We start from the raw sequence: 12,743 nt of genomic DNA, 5'->3' as shown, positions 1-12,743 counted from the left end.
TGAAGGTCACAGGTTCAAATCCTGTCCCCGCATCCAAGATCAAACGACAAAACCCCCCTAGCCACGTGCTCAGGGGGGTTTGTCGCATTCTGGGCTCCAGAAGCTTCGTGATGAACTTCCAGCACCGGGCGATCCTGCGTCACCTCACCTCAGCCGCTCGACCCTCCGCCCGGGCAGCAAGGCCAGAAGCATCCGAGCGTACCGTTCTTCTGCATGCTGCCTGGCAGCCAAAGCCAGGTGCCGGCCCGGCAAAGGGCGACACCTTGCCACCCAAGCGTAGAAAAAGCCGAGACCCCGAAAGGTCCCGGCTCCACACCCTCGCAGAGCTCAGAAGAAAAGATTAAGCCGTCACCCCGTACTGCACCGAATGCAGCCGCTGGTAGAGCCCTGGCTGGGTCACCAGCTCGTCGTGGCGGCCCCGGGCGACGATGCCGCTCTGATCCACCACCACGATGCAGTCGGCGTTGCGGATCGTCGCCAGGCGATGCGCAATCACCAGGGTGGTGCGGCCTTCCGCCAGCTCGGCCAGTGACTGCTGGATGGCGCGCTCCGTCTCGGTGTCGAGGGCCGAGGTCGCCTCGTCCAGGATCAGGATGGGCGGGTTCTTCAGGAAGATCCGCGCGATGGCCAGGCGCTGCTTCTGGCCGCCCGACAGCTTCACCCCGCGCTCGCCGATCACCGTGTCCAGCCCCTCGGGCAAGGCCTCGATAACGCTTTCCAGCCGGGCGCGGCGGGCGGCCTGCCGCACTTCGGCATCCGAGGCACCAAGGCGACCGTAGGCGATGTTCTCCCGCAGCGTGCCGGCGAACAGAAATACATCCTGCTGGACAATGCCGATCTGCTGCCGCAGCGAGGCGAGCGTCATCTTCTGAATGTCGATGCCGTCGATGGAGATGCGCCCGGCCTCGACCTCATAGAAGCGCGGCAACAGCGAGCAGAGCGTCGTCTTGCCTGCGCCCGAGGGCCCGACAAAGGCCACCGTCTCGCCGGCGCGGATCGTCAGGTCCACGCCGTTCAGCACCGGTCGGTCAGGCCCGTAGCCGAAGCGGATGCCCTCGTAGCGGATGTCGCCGCGCAGCGCCGAAACGGCGTGGGCGTCGGGCGCATCCTCGATGTCGGGCGCGGTGTCGAGCAGCTCAGTGTAGCGGCGGAAGCCGGCAACGCCCTTGGGATAGACTTCCAGCACCGCGCTGATCTTCTCGATGGGACGGAAGAAGACGTTCACCAGCAGCAGGAAGCCGACGAACTCGCCATTGGTCAGCCCACCCTGGATGACGAAATAGGCGCCGGCGATCATGACGATCATCTGGGTCAGCCGCATGCCCATGTAGTTCAGCGAGGTGCTGGCCGCCATGATCCGGTAGGCATCCAGCTTGGTGCGGCGGTAGCTGAGGTTGTCCTTCGCGAAAAGGGCGCGCTCATGCGCCTCGTTGCCAAAGGCCTGGACCACGCGGATGCCGCCGACGGCCTCTTCGATGCGGGCGTTGAAGGCGCCGACACGGCCATAGATTTCGCGCCAGGTGCGGGTCATCCCGGCCCCGTAATGCGCCGAGACCCAGGCGATGCCCGGCACCACCAGCGTGGTCAGCAAGGCCAGCGGCCAATGCACCGTGAACATCAGCGCAAAGGCGCCGATCAGCGTCATGATGGCGATAAACAGGTCTTCCGGTCCGTGATGCGCGACCTCGCCGACCTCTTCCAGGTCGCGGGTGACACGGGCGACCAGATGCCCCGTCTTCTGGTTGTCGTACCAGCCGAAGGACAGCTTCTGCAGGTGATCGAAGGCCTTGCGGCGCATCTCGGTCTCGATGTTGATGCCGAGCGCATGACCCCAATAGGTCACGATCGCCATCAACCCGGTGTTCAGCACATAGATGCCGAGCAGCCCGGCCGCGGCGGCCAGGATCAACCCCCAATTCTGCCCGGGCAGCAGCTTGTCGACGAAGAGCTTCACCGCGATGGGGAAGCCGAGCTCGAGCAGGCCGGCCAGCACGGCGCAGGAGAAGTCGAGGATGAACAGCCCCTTATGGGGCCGGTAATAGGCAAAGAAACGCCGCAGCATGGGTCGATCCGGCCGGAGGAGACAGCGCCGCGGCGGGTCTGCCGCGGCGCTGCCCGGTATCCGACCGGAATGGCGGATGGGTCAACCGCCCATCCCGTGCCCCTGAGGCGCGTTCACCCCAAGGATCATCCCAGTCCCGAAAGGTTCATCGGCTCGGCGATCCAGTCATAGCCTTCGCCGGCCTTGGTCACATGCCCCAGGCCGGGCCAGGGAAAGTGGTAGGACAGGATGGCGTGCTTGTCGGTGGCCAGCCGGTCCAGCATGCGCGACCGGCTCTGCGCCGACAGCTTCGGATCGGTGTCGAAGGAGAATTCCCACATCGGCTTCTTCAGCAGCAGGACGTGGTGGTGCGCCAGGTCGCCGGTGTTCACCATGGTCTGGTTGCCCGAGGTGATGGCATAGACATGGTGCCCGACGGTATGGCCCGGCGCGAACAACGCCACCACGCCCGGCGCCACCTCCTTGCCGTCCTGCACCATGATCATGCGGTCGCGATAGGCCGAGAGGTTCTTCTTCGCCCCGTCGATGAAGGGCGTCATGAATTCCGGGCCGCGCTTGTTGTTGTCGTCGGTCCAATAGCGCAGGTCGATCTCGCTCAGCGCCACCTGGGCATTGGGGAAGACCTTGGCGCCACTGGCATCCGTCAGCCCCCAGCAATGGTCGCAATGCGCATGGGTCAGCACGACGAGGTCGATCTGCTCCGGCTGGATGCCGGCGGCGCGCAGGTTCTCCAGCATCTTGCCGGTGGTGGGGCCGAACATCTTGCTGGCCGGGCCCATGCTGTCGCCCATGCCGGTGTCGAACAGGATCAGCTGCTTGCCGGTGTTCAGCACCAGGATGTTCTGTTCCAGCGTCGCGGCGTCGGGCGGCAGGAAGGCGCCCTCCAGGAGACCCACGATCTCCGCCGGCGGCGAGGCCGGGAAGGCCGGCACCGGCTTGCCCAGCGGCAGGCGGCCGTCGGAGATCACCGTCGCCTCGAACTCGCCGAAGCGGAAGCGGTGCCATGCCGGCGGCAGGCTGTTGAGGAAGGGTGCCGCCGCCTCGGCGGGGCGGCTGCCCAGGCTGGAGAGCAGCGGCGTGGCAGCCAGGGTTGCGGCGCCGGCCAGCAGGCCGCGCCGGGTCATCGATGTCATCGGACTTCCTCCCCCGTCATTTTGCGGGATTGCCGCGCCGCGCTTCGTGCTGCGGCGCGCCGCCAGCCGAGCATGGTTCCAGGCGCCGCTGCAACGTCCGGCTTAACAATTTTTCGGGTGGCGCCAGCGCACCGTCAGCCGCGATGCAGCAGATGGGTCATGGCGGCGGTGCCCAGCACCGGCACCAGCAGATTGGCCACTGGCACCACGGCCAGCGCCGCCAGCGCCCCGCCGATCGCCAGGATCTGGGCGCGGTGCCGGCGGCGCAGCGCCTGGCTGTCGGCCACGCTCATCCGCCGCTGCGCCACGCCGTCGAACAGCCCGTAGCCAAGCGACAGCGCCGCCAGCACCCAGTAGACCACCACGCCCAGCGGCGGCGCGATCAAGGCCAGCGGCAGCAGCGCCAGGCTGATCACCAGGAAGCGCAGCGCCAGGCCAAGCCCGGCCCGGGCCTGCGCGGCGATCGAGGCGCCCTGAGCCGGCGGCAGGGCCGGGTAGAAGCGGCGTTCCACCGCCTCGGCCACCTCGTCGGAGAACAGGCCGGTGATGCCCAGCATGACGGGCACGAACAGCCAGAAGGTGCTGACCAGCACCAGCAGCCCGCCCAGCAGCCCGGCGACGGTGGCCAGCCAGCCGGTGCCGCCGGCCAGCCAGCCCACCCCCCAGTCGGCCAGCCAGGCCAGGCCGCCGAAGGCCAGGATGGCGACGCCCAGCGCCTTCAGCAGCGGCCGGCGGAAGGCAGGGTCGTCGAGCTGCTTCAGCGGCAGCAGCAGGCTGGCGGGCACGGCCTTCATCGCGCGGCGGTCTCCAGGAAGCGAGGACGCCGCTGAGATGGCTTTCGCCCGGCCGCGCTGCAATGCGCTTTGTCGTCAGCGGCGGCGGCCGCGCCGCGCTTTCCCGGCTCAGAAGACGTCCTCTGCAGGGACCATCAGCGTCGCCGGGCCCGCGGCGATGGCGGCGGCCAGGCCCGCGCTCTGCGGCAGCAGGCGGGCGAAGAAGAAGTCGGCGGCCTGGCGCCAGCGGCGGTGATGCGGCAGCCCGGAGGGTCCGGCGGCCGCGCGCAGCCGCAGCCACATCCAGCCCAGAGACACCAGGGCGAAGAGGCGCAGATACTCGGCCGCGGCGGCGCCGGGCTCGGCCGGCTCGGCGCCCTTGCGCTGCAGATGGCGGGTCGCCGCCTCCAGGCGGTTCAGCGCCTCGGTCAGGGCCGGCTCGGGCGCGGCCTGCAGCGCGGCGCGGACCAGGGCGAAGAAGCGGTGGGGCAGGGCGCCACCCTCGGCGGCCAGCTTGCGGGTCACGAGGTCCATCGCCTGGACGCCGTTGGTGCCCTCGTAGAGCTGCGCGATGCGGGCGTCGCGCACCATCTGCTCCAGCCCGTTCTCGCGGACATAGCCGTGGCCGCCCAGCACCTGCTGGCCCAGCACCGCGGCCTCGAAGCCCCAATCGGTGAAGGCCGCCTTCACCACCGGGGTCAGCAGGGCGACCATGCCCTCGGCCTCGGCATCCTCCTCGGCGCGGTCCAGCTGCATCGCCAGCCACAGCGCCAGCGCCCGCCCCGCGGTGGTGAAGCCGCGGATGGTCAGCAGCATGCGGCGCACGTCGGGATGCGCCAGGATCGGCTGCGGCGGCCCGGCGGCGACCCCGGGCGGACGGCCCTGCAGGCGGGTGCGCGCATAGTCGGCGGCGGCCTGACCCGCGGCCTCGGCGATGCCAAGACCCTGGATGCCGACGAACAGCCGCTCGGCATTCATCATGGTGAACATGGCCGCCAGCCCGCGATGCGGCGCGCCGACCAGCCACCCTTCGGCGCCGTCGTAATGCATCACGCAGGTGGGTGAGGCATGGATCCCCATCTTCCGCTCCAGCGCGCCGGCGGCCATGGCATTGCGCCGGCCGGGCCGGCCTTGGTCGTCCGGCAGGAACTTCGGCACCAGCACCAGACTGATGCCGCGCACGCCCGGGGGGGCATCCGGCAGCCGCGCCAGCACCAGGTGGACGATGTTCTCCGCCAGGTCATGATCGCCGGCCGTGATGAAGATCTTGCTGCCGGTGACGCTCAGGCTGCCATCGCGGCGGGGTTCCGCCCGCGTCGCCAGCAGGCCGAGATCGGTGCCGGCCTGGGCCTCGGTCAGCGCCATGGCGCCGGCCCATGCGCCGGAGACCAGCTGCGGCAGGTATCTTTCCTGGAGTTCCGGTGCGGCGTGGCGGGCGATGGCCTCGGCGGCGCCGCGGGTCAGGCCGGGGAAGAGGCCGAAGGAGAAATTCGTCGCGGCGATCATCTCGTCGAGGGCCAGCTGCGCCAGCCTCGGCATGGCCTGGCCGCCCCAGCGCTCGGGCTGCGACAGCGCCGGCCAGCCGGCTGCCACGAACTGCCGGTAGGCCTCGGGGAAGCCGGCGGGGGTGCGCACCGCGCCCTGCTCGAGCCGGCAGCCCTCGGCATCGCCGGAGGCGTTCAGCGGCGCCAGCACCCGCGTGGCGAAGCGGCCGCCTTCCGCCAGCACCGCCTCCAGCGTCGGCAGGTCGAGCCCCTCCGCCTCCGGCACCAGCACCTCGCGGAGAACGGATAGGACTTCGGAGACGGGCGGTTCATAGGCGGGCATCGGCGCTTCCCCTGGCGGCTGGTTTGCCGCCAGCCGACACCGTGACGCGCGGCCGCGTCAATCGTCGGGCTGCAGCACCTCGATCAGCGCCTCGGCCGCCGGCGACAGGCTGGCGCCGCGGCGCCGCAGCAGCACGATGCGCCGGCGCAGCAGCGGGCTGTCGACGGGCCGCGTCGCCAGCAGCGGCGCGACACGCAGGTCCATGGCGCTGGCCGGCAGCAGGCCGACACCCAGTCCCGCCCGCACCAGCGCCACCGCCGTGCTCATATAGGTCGCCTCATAGGCGGGGCGCGGCGCCAGCCCGGCGCTGGCGAAGGCGGCCTCGGCCAGCGCCCGCAGGCTGCTTTCCGGGTCGGTCAGCACCAGCGGCGTCGCCGCCAGCTCTTCCAGCGTCAGGCGCGGCCGTGCGGCCAGCGGATGGTCCGGGGGCAGCACGGCGACCAGCTCGTCCTCGAACAGCGGCGTTTCCGACAATTCCGGATCGGGGGTCGTCGCATGGCCGATGCCGAGCTCGGCGCTGCCCTCCTTCACCAGCGCGCCGACCCGCTTCGCCACCGCGTCGCGCAGCATGACGCGGATGCCGGGATGCGCTGCTTTCAGCCGCGCCAGCGCCCCGGGCAGCAGCGTCGCCGCGACCGAGGGCAGCACCGCCAGATGTACCACCCCCGCCCGCCGCGCCGCCTGTTCCCGCGCGCCATCCACCACGGCGTCCAGCTCCGCCAGGATTCTCCCGAAGCTTTCGGCCAGGGCGGCGCCTGCCGCGGTCGGCTGGGCGCCGCGCGCCGTGCGGTCGAACAGGGAAACGCCCAGCGCCTGCTCCAGCTCGCGGATCTGCACGGTCAGCGCCGGCTGCGACAGGTGCAGCCGCAGCGCCGCGCGCCCGAAGCTGCCGGTCTCCACCGCAGCAGTCAGGGCGCGCAGCTGACGGATCGAAGGGGTCATCTGCTTTTCTTATGACTGGCCCCGGAAATCTTCAATTGCCTGATGGCTCGGCGCGCCGCTTGATGGCCGCCAGAAAAAGATGGCCGCCCTGTCGGCCGAGAGGGTCCAAGAGATGCACACCATTCCGCGCCGCGCCCTGCTGGGCACCGGCCTCGGCCTGCTCGCCGCCCCCGCCGTGCTGCGCGCCCAGCCCGCCTGGCCGACCCGCGCCATCCGCATGGTGGTGCCCTTCGGCGCCGGCACCAGCACCGACATCATGGCCCGCCTGGTCAGCCAGCGCATGTCGGCCAGCCTCGGCCAGCCGATCGTGGTGGAGAACCGCGCCGGCGCTGGCGGCGTGGTCGGCAGCGACGGCGTCGCCAAGTCGGCGCCCGATGGCTACACGCTCTGCATGGGCAGCATCGCCTCGCATTCGGTGAACATGTCGCTGATGCCGAACATGCCCTACGACGTGTTGCGCGACTTCGTGCCGATCTCGCTCGTCACCAACGCGCCCAACCTGCTGGTGATCTCGCCGAAGATCCCGGCGAAGACGCTGCCGGAATTCATCGCCTGGGCGAAGGGGCAGCGCAACGGCGTCAGCTACGCCTCGGCCGGCAATGGCACCTCCAGCCACCTGGCCGGCGAGCTGCTGAAGATGAAGACCGGCGCGCCCTTCGAGCATGTTCCTTACCGTTCCGGCTCGCAGGCGGTGACCGACGTGGTCGCCGGCAACGTGCCGATGATCGTCTACCAGGTGACCGCCGTGCTGCCCTTCGTGAAGGACGGCACCTTGCGGGCGCTGGCCGCGACCTCCGCCCAGCGGCTGGAGCTGACGCCCGACATCCCCACCGCCATCGAGCAGGGCATCGCCGATTTCGACGTCTCCGCCTGGCATGGGCTGTTCGCGCCGGCCAAGCTGCCCGACGCCATCCGCGACCGCATCTACGGCGCGCTGAAGGAAGCGGTGAACGCGCCCGACCTGCGCGCCCAGCTGCTGGACCAGGGGCTGCTGCCGGTCGCCATGCCGCCGGCCGAGTTCCGCCCCTGGCTGGAGGCGGATATCGCCAAGTGGCGCGAGGTCGTGCGCGTCTCCGGCGCCAAGGCGGATTGAGCATGGCGCAGACCCTGCTGCGCATCGGCTGCGGCTCCGGCTTTTCCGGCGACCGGCTGGACGCCCCGGGCCCGGTGGTCGATGCGCTGATCGCCGCCGGCGGTCCCGCCGCCCTGATGCTGGAAGTGCTGGGCGAGCGCACCCTGGCCCTGGCCCAGCGCGAGCGCCTGACCAGGCCCGAGGCCGGCTTCGAGCCTGCCCTGGTCGCCCTGCTGCGCCCGATCCTGGCGCGCTGCGCCCAGCATGGCATTCCGATCGTCACCAATGGCGGCGCCGCCAATCCGCGCGGCGCGGCGAAGGCGGCGCTGGCGCTGGCGCGGGAGCTCGGCCTGCCGGCGCTGCGTGTCGCCATCGTCGAAGGCGACGACATCCGCGGCAGCGGCGCGCTGGCCGACCTCGACCCCTGGGAGGGCGATGCCGGCGCGGTGCTGGACCCTGGCCAGGTGATCGCCGCCAATGTCTATCTCGGCGCCGCGCCGATCGCCGATGCCCTGCGCCAGGGCGCGCAGCTGGTCATCACCGGCCGCTGCTCCGACCCGGCTCTGGCGCTGGGGCCCATGCTGGCGCATTTCGGCTGGGCCGAGGACGATTGGGACCGCCTGGCCGCCGGCACCATGGCCGGGCATCTGCTGGAATGCGGCGCCCAGGTCACCGGCGGCTATTTCGCCGATCCCGGCACCAAGGATGTCGAGGGCATGGCCGAGATCGGCTTCCCCATCGCCGAGATCTCGGCCGATGGCAGCATCCTGATCACCAAGCCCGCCGGCACCGGCGGCCTGGTCGACCGCCGCACGGTGACCGAGCAGCTGCTCTACGAGCTGCACGACCCCGGCGCCTACCTGACCCCCGATGTGATCCTCGACATCACCAACGTCGCCATCACCGAGGAAGCCCCTGACCGCGTCCGCGTCACCGGCGCCCGTGGCCGGCCGCGCCCGCCGACCCTGAAGGCCACCGTCAGCCTGCCCGGCGGCTGGCTGGGCGAGGGCGAGATTTCTTATGGCGGTCCCAATTGCCGCGCCCGTGCGGAGCTCGCCGGCCGCACCCTGCAGGACCGCCTGAAGAAGCTGGGCCTCGAAAGCCAGGCGCGCATCGACCTGATCGGCGTGGTCAGCGTCTTCGGCGGCGATGCCGGCGTGCCCAAAGGCCTTGAAGACCTGGCACCCCCCGACATCCGCCTGCGCCTGGCCGTCGCCACCGACGACCGCGCCACGGCCGAAGCCGCGGTGCGCGAGGTGCTGTCCCTCTATTGCTGCGGCCCGGCCGGCGGCGGCGGCGTGCGCAGCCGCGTCGTCGACCGCATCCGCACGCTCTCCTTCCTGGTGCCGCGCGAGCGCCTCGCGCCTCGCGTCACCCTGCTGACCCTGGAGGACGCCGCATGACCACGGTCCCGCTGCACCGCCTGGCCCATGCCCGGGCCGGCGACAAGGGCAACCGCCTGAACCTGTCGCTGATCGCGCATGACCGCGTCCATTACGACCACCTCGCCGCCCAGGTCACCGAAGCCAAGGTCCTGGCCCGCTTCGCCCATCGCGGCGCCACCGCCGTCCGCCGCTACGACCTGCCCAACCTTGGCGCCTTCAACTTCGTCGTCGAGGACGTGCTGCAGGGCGGCGTCAACGGCGCGCTGAACCTGGATGGGCACGGGAAGTCGCTTTCTTTTCACTTGCTCGGGTTGGAAGTGGACGCGCTGGCGTAGCAAGTCTGGGGGAAGGAATTCCCCCAGGCCCCCATCTTTTTCTGTCAGTTCGAATCAAGACGGGCCCAAGGGCGGCGCAAACGATCGGCCTGGGCAAAGGCACGGATCGCATCGGCATGACTCAAGGTCAGGTCGATGTCGCTCCACCCGTTCAGCAGCTTCACCCGCCACACCGGGTCGATGCGGAAGGCGAAGACCGCTTCCCCCGCCCACACCCGGCACGCTTCCAGGTCCACCGACACGACATCGGCCGCCAGCAAAGTCTCGACGCAGGCCTCGTCGACCACCGCCGGCAGCAGCCCGTTGTTCACCGCATTGCCGGAGAAGATGTCGCCAAAGCTCGGCGCGATCACGCAGCGGAATCCGGCATCCACCAGCGCATAGACCGCCGCCTCCCGCGACGAGCCGCTGCCGAAATTGCGCCGCGCCACCATCACCTGTGCGCCGCGCGCCAGCGCGTCGTCGACCGGGTTCGTCCGCGGCGCCCCTGCCTCGTCGAACCGCGTGTCGTACAACAGAAAAGAACCATACCCCTCGCTGCGCGGCCGCTTCATGAAGCGCGCCGGGATCAGCTGGTCGGTATCGACATTGGGCTGCGGCAGTGCGCAGACCGGCGAGCTCACCTGACGGAACGGCCGCATCATGCGCGCCCCTCCAGAAGCTCGCGGACATCGGTGATGTGGCCGGCGACCGCGGCGGCGGCAGCCATGGCCGGCGACATGAGATGCGTGCGCGAGCCCTGTCCCTGCCGCCCCTTGAAGTTGCGGTTGGTGGTGGAGGCGCAGCGTTCGCCGGCCGGCACCAGGTCGCCATTCATGCCGACGCACATCGAGCAGCCGGCATCCGCCCAGACCAGGCCGGCCGCCTGGAAGATGCGGTCCAGCCCTTCCTGCTCCGCCTGCTGCTTCACCAGCGACGACCCCGGCGAGACCAGCCCCGGCACCACCGCCCGCCGCCCGGCCAGCACCGCGGCGGCGGCGCGCAGATCCTCGATCCGCGCATTGGTGCAGGAGCCGATGAACACCCGGTCGATGCCGATCGCCTGCAGCCTCTGCCCCGGCCGCAGCCCCATATAGTCCAGCGCGTCGCGGATCTGCGCCGCCCGCGCCGGCGTCGCCGCCGTGGCGGGGTCGGGCAGGAAGGCCGTGACCGGCAGCGCATCCTCCGGCGTCACCCCCCAGGTCACCACCGGCGCGATGCTGGCGGCATCCAGGCGGTGCTCGGCGTCGAATTCGGCATCGGCATCGCTCGGCAGCATCGACCAGGCTTCGGCTGCGGCGTCGAACTCGACCGGCGCGAAGGGGCGGCCGCGCAGATCGTCGAAGGTGGTCGCGTCCGGAGAAACCATCCCGCAGCGGGCGCCGCTTTCAATCGCCAGGTTGCACAGCGTCAGGCGGCCCTCCATCGACAGCCCGCGGACCGTGCTGCCGGCATATTCCACCGCATGCCCCTGCGCCCCGTCGGCGCCAAGCCGCGCCACGATCGCCAGCGCCAGGTCCTTCGCCGCGGTGCCGGGCGGCAGCGCGCCGTCGACCACCACGCGCATCCGCTTCGGCCGGCGCTGCCACAGCGTCTGCGTCATCAGAACATGCGCGACTTCCGAGGCGCCGATGCCGAAGGCCAGCGCGCCGAAGGCGCCATGCGTCGAGGTATGGCTGTCGCCGCAGACCACCGTCAGCCCGGGCAGGGTCAGCCCCTGTTCCGGCCCCACCACATGCACGATGCCCTGCCGCGGATCGCGCAGCCCGAAGAGCCGCGTGCCGTGCTCGGCGGCGTTGGCTTCCAGCCCCGCCACCATGCCGCCGATGCCGGCGTCGGCGATGGTGCGGCCGGGGGATTGCGTCGGCACGTAATGGTCGGCGACCCCGATGTTCAGCGACGGCTCGGCCACCTTCGCCCCGCGCGCGCGCAGCTGGGCGAAGGCATGATGAGAGCCCTCGTGGAAGAAGTGGCGGTCGATCCACAGCAGGCTCTGCCCGTCCTCGCGCGTCAGCACGACATGCGCGTCCCAGAGCTTGTCGAACAGCGTGCGCGGCGGGGCCATGGTCAGGCCGTCGCCAGCTCGGCCAGCACGGCGTCCGTGTCGGCGCCGAGCCGCGGGGCAGGGGCCAGCCAATGCCCCAGCCCGGGCAGCGCCGGCATCGGCAGGGCGCCGAGCTCCGGCTGCTGCAGCATCGCGGTGGCGCCGGCCGCCTGCACATGCCGGTCGGCGAGGAAATCCAGCGGCGCATAGACCCGCTCCGCCAGCAGCCGCGCGGCACCCAGCTTCTCCAGCCAATGGCTGGCAGGGTGCTGCAGGAAGGCCTCGCGCAGCTGCGGCAGCAGCGCCTCGCGGTTGACGTCGCGGGCGGCGAAGCTGGCGAAGCGCGGATCCTCGGGCAGCTGCGGCAGGCCCAGCACGCCGCAGAGCGCGACGAACTCCGCCTCCCGCACCAGCGCCACCATGACCCAGGCGCCGCAGGCGGTGCGGTAGCTGCCGGCCGGCACGTTCAGCGCCGGCGGCGTCTGGCCGAGCAGCCCGGCCTCGGCCAGTGGCATCACCAGAAGCGCCGCCATCCCCGCCATCAGCGAGATATCCAGGTGTCGTTGCTGCGGCACGGCATCCAGCGCGCGCTGGGCCAGCGCCGTCTGCACCGCGGCGAAGGCGGTCATCCCCGTCACCACATCGGCCACCAGCGTACCCACCTTGTGCGGCGTGCCGTCCGCCCCGGCATTCAGCGCCACCAGGCCGGAAAAGGCCTGGGCCACGGAATCGGTGCAGGGCCGCTCGGCATAGGGGCCCTGCTGCCCGAAGCCGGAGATCGACAGGCAGACCGTCCCCGGCCCGGCATTCTCGCGGCCCAGCCCGATGCGGGCGGCGACGCCGGGGCGGAAGGCCTCGATCATCACGTCGGCGCGGCCGGCGAGCGCGCGGGCCGTCGCCCGGCCGGAGTCGCTCTTCAGGTCGAGGACGATGCTGCGCTTGCCGCGATTGAAGGAGGTGTGCATCACCGACTGGCCCTCGGCGCGGGTCGAGAGGCCGCGCGACCAGTCGCCCTCGGGCGGCTCCAGCTTGATCACCTCGGCCCCGGCGGCGGCCAGCAGCATGGCGCAATAGGGGCCGGCGATGCCCTGGCTGGCATCCAGCACCCGGAGCCCGGCATAAGGACGCAGCGTTTCCTGCATTGTGTTCCCTCCGTCTGTCGTCCGATCATCCCGGCAAAGAACGAACAGG

11 protein-coding genes are annotated in these 12,743 nt (G+C 70.9%); 3 read left to right on the top strand and 8 right to left on the bottom strand.

The features are described 5' to 3' along the window. Positions 1 to 340: 340 nt before the first annotated feature. The 5 genes from BKE38_RS17985 to BKE38_RS17965 form a co-directional block, all read right to left on the bottom strand. Positions 341 to 2,062, bottom strand: coding sequence for an ABC transporter ATP-binding protein (locus BKE38_RS17985; protein ID WP_076958650.1), 1,722 nt, complete (start codon positions 2,060 to 2,062; stop codon positions 341 to 343). 125 nt (positions 2,063 to 2,187) lie between these two features. After that, positions 2,188 to 3,195 carry an MBL fold metallo-hydrolase gene (locus BKE38_RS17980; protein ID WP_076958649.1) on the bottom strand — a complete coding sequence of 336 codons (1,008 nt, stop codon included), beginning with the start codon at positions 3,193 to 3,195 and terminating at the stop codon, positions 2,188 to 2,190. A gap of 134 nt (positions 3,196 to 3,329) precedes the next feature. Beyond that, positions 3,330 to 3,989 carry an EI24 domain-containing protein gene (locus tag BKE38_RS17975; protein WP_076958648.1) on the bottom strand — a complete coding sequence of 220 codons (660 nt, stop codon included), beginning with the start codon at positions 3,987 to 3,989 and terminating at the stop codon, positions 3,330 to 3,332. Between the two features lie 108 nt (positions 3,990 to 4,097). Continuing rightward, positions 4,098 to 5,795 carry an acyl-CoA dehydrogenase family protein gene (locus BKE38_RS17970; RefSeq protein ID WP_076958647.1) on the bottom strand — a complete coding sequence of 566 codons (1,698 nt, stop codon included), beginning with the start codon at positions 5,793 to 5,795 and terminating at the stop codon, positions 4,098 to 4,100. Between the two features lie 57 nt (positions 5,796 to 5,852). Further along, positions 5,853 to 6,737, bottom strand: a complete 885-nt coding sequence (locus BKE38_RS17965; protein ID WP_076958646.1) for a LysR family transcriptional regulator — start codon at positions 6,735 to 6,737, stop codon at positions 5,853 to 5,855. Positions 6,738 to 6,849: 112 nt separating this feature from the next. On the opposite strand from BKE38_RS17965, the gene BKE38_RS17960 reads away from it, so the two are divergent. Genes BKE38_RS17960 through BKE38_RS17950 form a run of 3 tightly spaced genes read left to right on the top strand, consistent with a single transcriptional unit; the run spans position 6,850 to position 9,529 of the window. Next, positions 6,850 to 7,830 (top strand): Bug family tripartite tricarboxylate transporter substrate binding protein, encoded by a 981-nt coding sequence (locus BKE38_RS17960; protein ID WP_076958652.1) that lies wholly within the window; start codon positions 6,850 to 6,852, stop codon positions 7,828 to 7,830. Between the two features lie 2 nt (positions 7,831 to 7,832). Next, positions 7,833 to 9,212 carry an acyclic terpene utilization AtuA family protein gene (locus BKE38_RS17955; RefSeq protein WP_076958645.1) on the top strand — a complete coding sequence of 460 codons (1,380 nt, stop codon included), beginning with the start codon at positions 7,833 to 7,835 and terminating at the stop codon, positions 9,210 to 9,212. Continuing rightward, positions 9,209 to 9,529, top strand: coding sequence for an AtuA-related protein (locus BKE38_RS17950; RefSeq protein WP_076958644.1), 321 nt, complete (start codon positions 9,209 to 9,211; stop codon positions 9,527 to 9,529). The genes BKE38_RS17955 and BKE38_RS17950 overlap by 4 nt, the downstream gene beginning before the upstream one ends. A 44-nt stretch (positions 9,530 to 9,573) precedes the next feature. On the opposite strand, the gene leuD is transcribed toward BKE38_RS17950, so the two are convergent. From leuD to BKE38_RS17935, 3 genes are read right to left on the bottom strand one after another with little or no spacing between them, the layout of a single operon-like run. Next, positions 9,574 to 10,173 carry a 3-isopropylmalate dehydratase small subunit gene (gene leuD, locus BKE38_RS17945; protein ID WP_242662458.1) on the bottom strand — a complete coding sequence of 200 codons (600 nt, stop codon included), beginning with the start codon at positions 10,171 to 10,173 and terminating at the stop codon, positions 9,574 to 9,576. Then, a complete protein-coding gene (leuC, locus tag BKE38_RS17940) occupies positions 10,170 to 11,573 on the bottom strand; it encodes a 3-isopropylmalate dehydratase large subunit (protein WP_076958643.1) in 1,404 nt (467 codons plus the stop codon). Before leuC ends, leuD begins: the two co-directional genes overlap by 4 nt. A 2-nt stretch (positions 11,574 to 11,575) precedes the next feature. Then, positions 11,576 to 12,694: a CaiB/BaiF CoA transferase family protein gene (locus BKE38_RS17935; protein ID WP_076958642.1), complete on the bottom strand. Its 1,119-nt coding sequence runs from the start codon at positions 12,692 to 12,694 to the stop codon at positions 11,576 to 11,578. Between the last annotated feature and the right edge of the window lie 49 nt (positions 12,695 to 12,743).

It is taken from the genome of Teichococcus deserti, from assembly GCF_001982615.1.
GTDB lineage: Bacteria > Pseudomonadota > Alphaproteobacteria > Acetobacterales > Acetobacteraceae > Pseudoroseomonas > Pseudoroseomonas deserti.
This window is presented reverse-complemented; position numbering and strand designations above follow the sequence as displayed.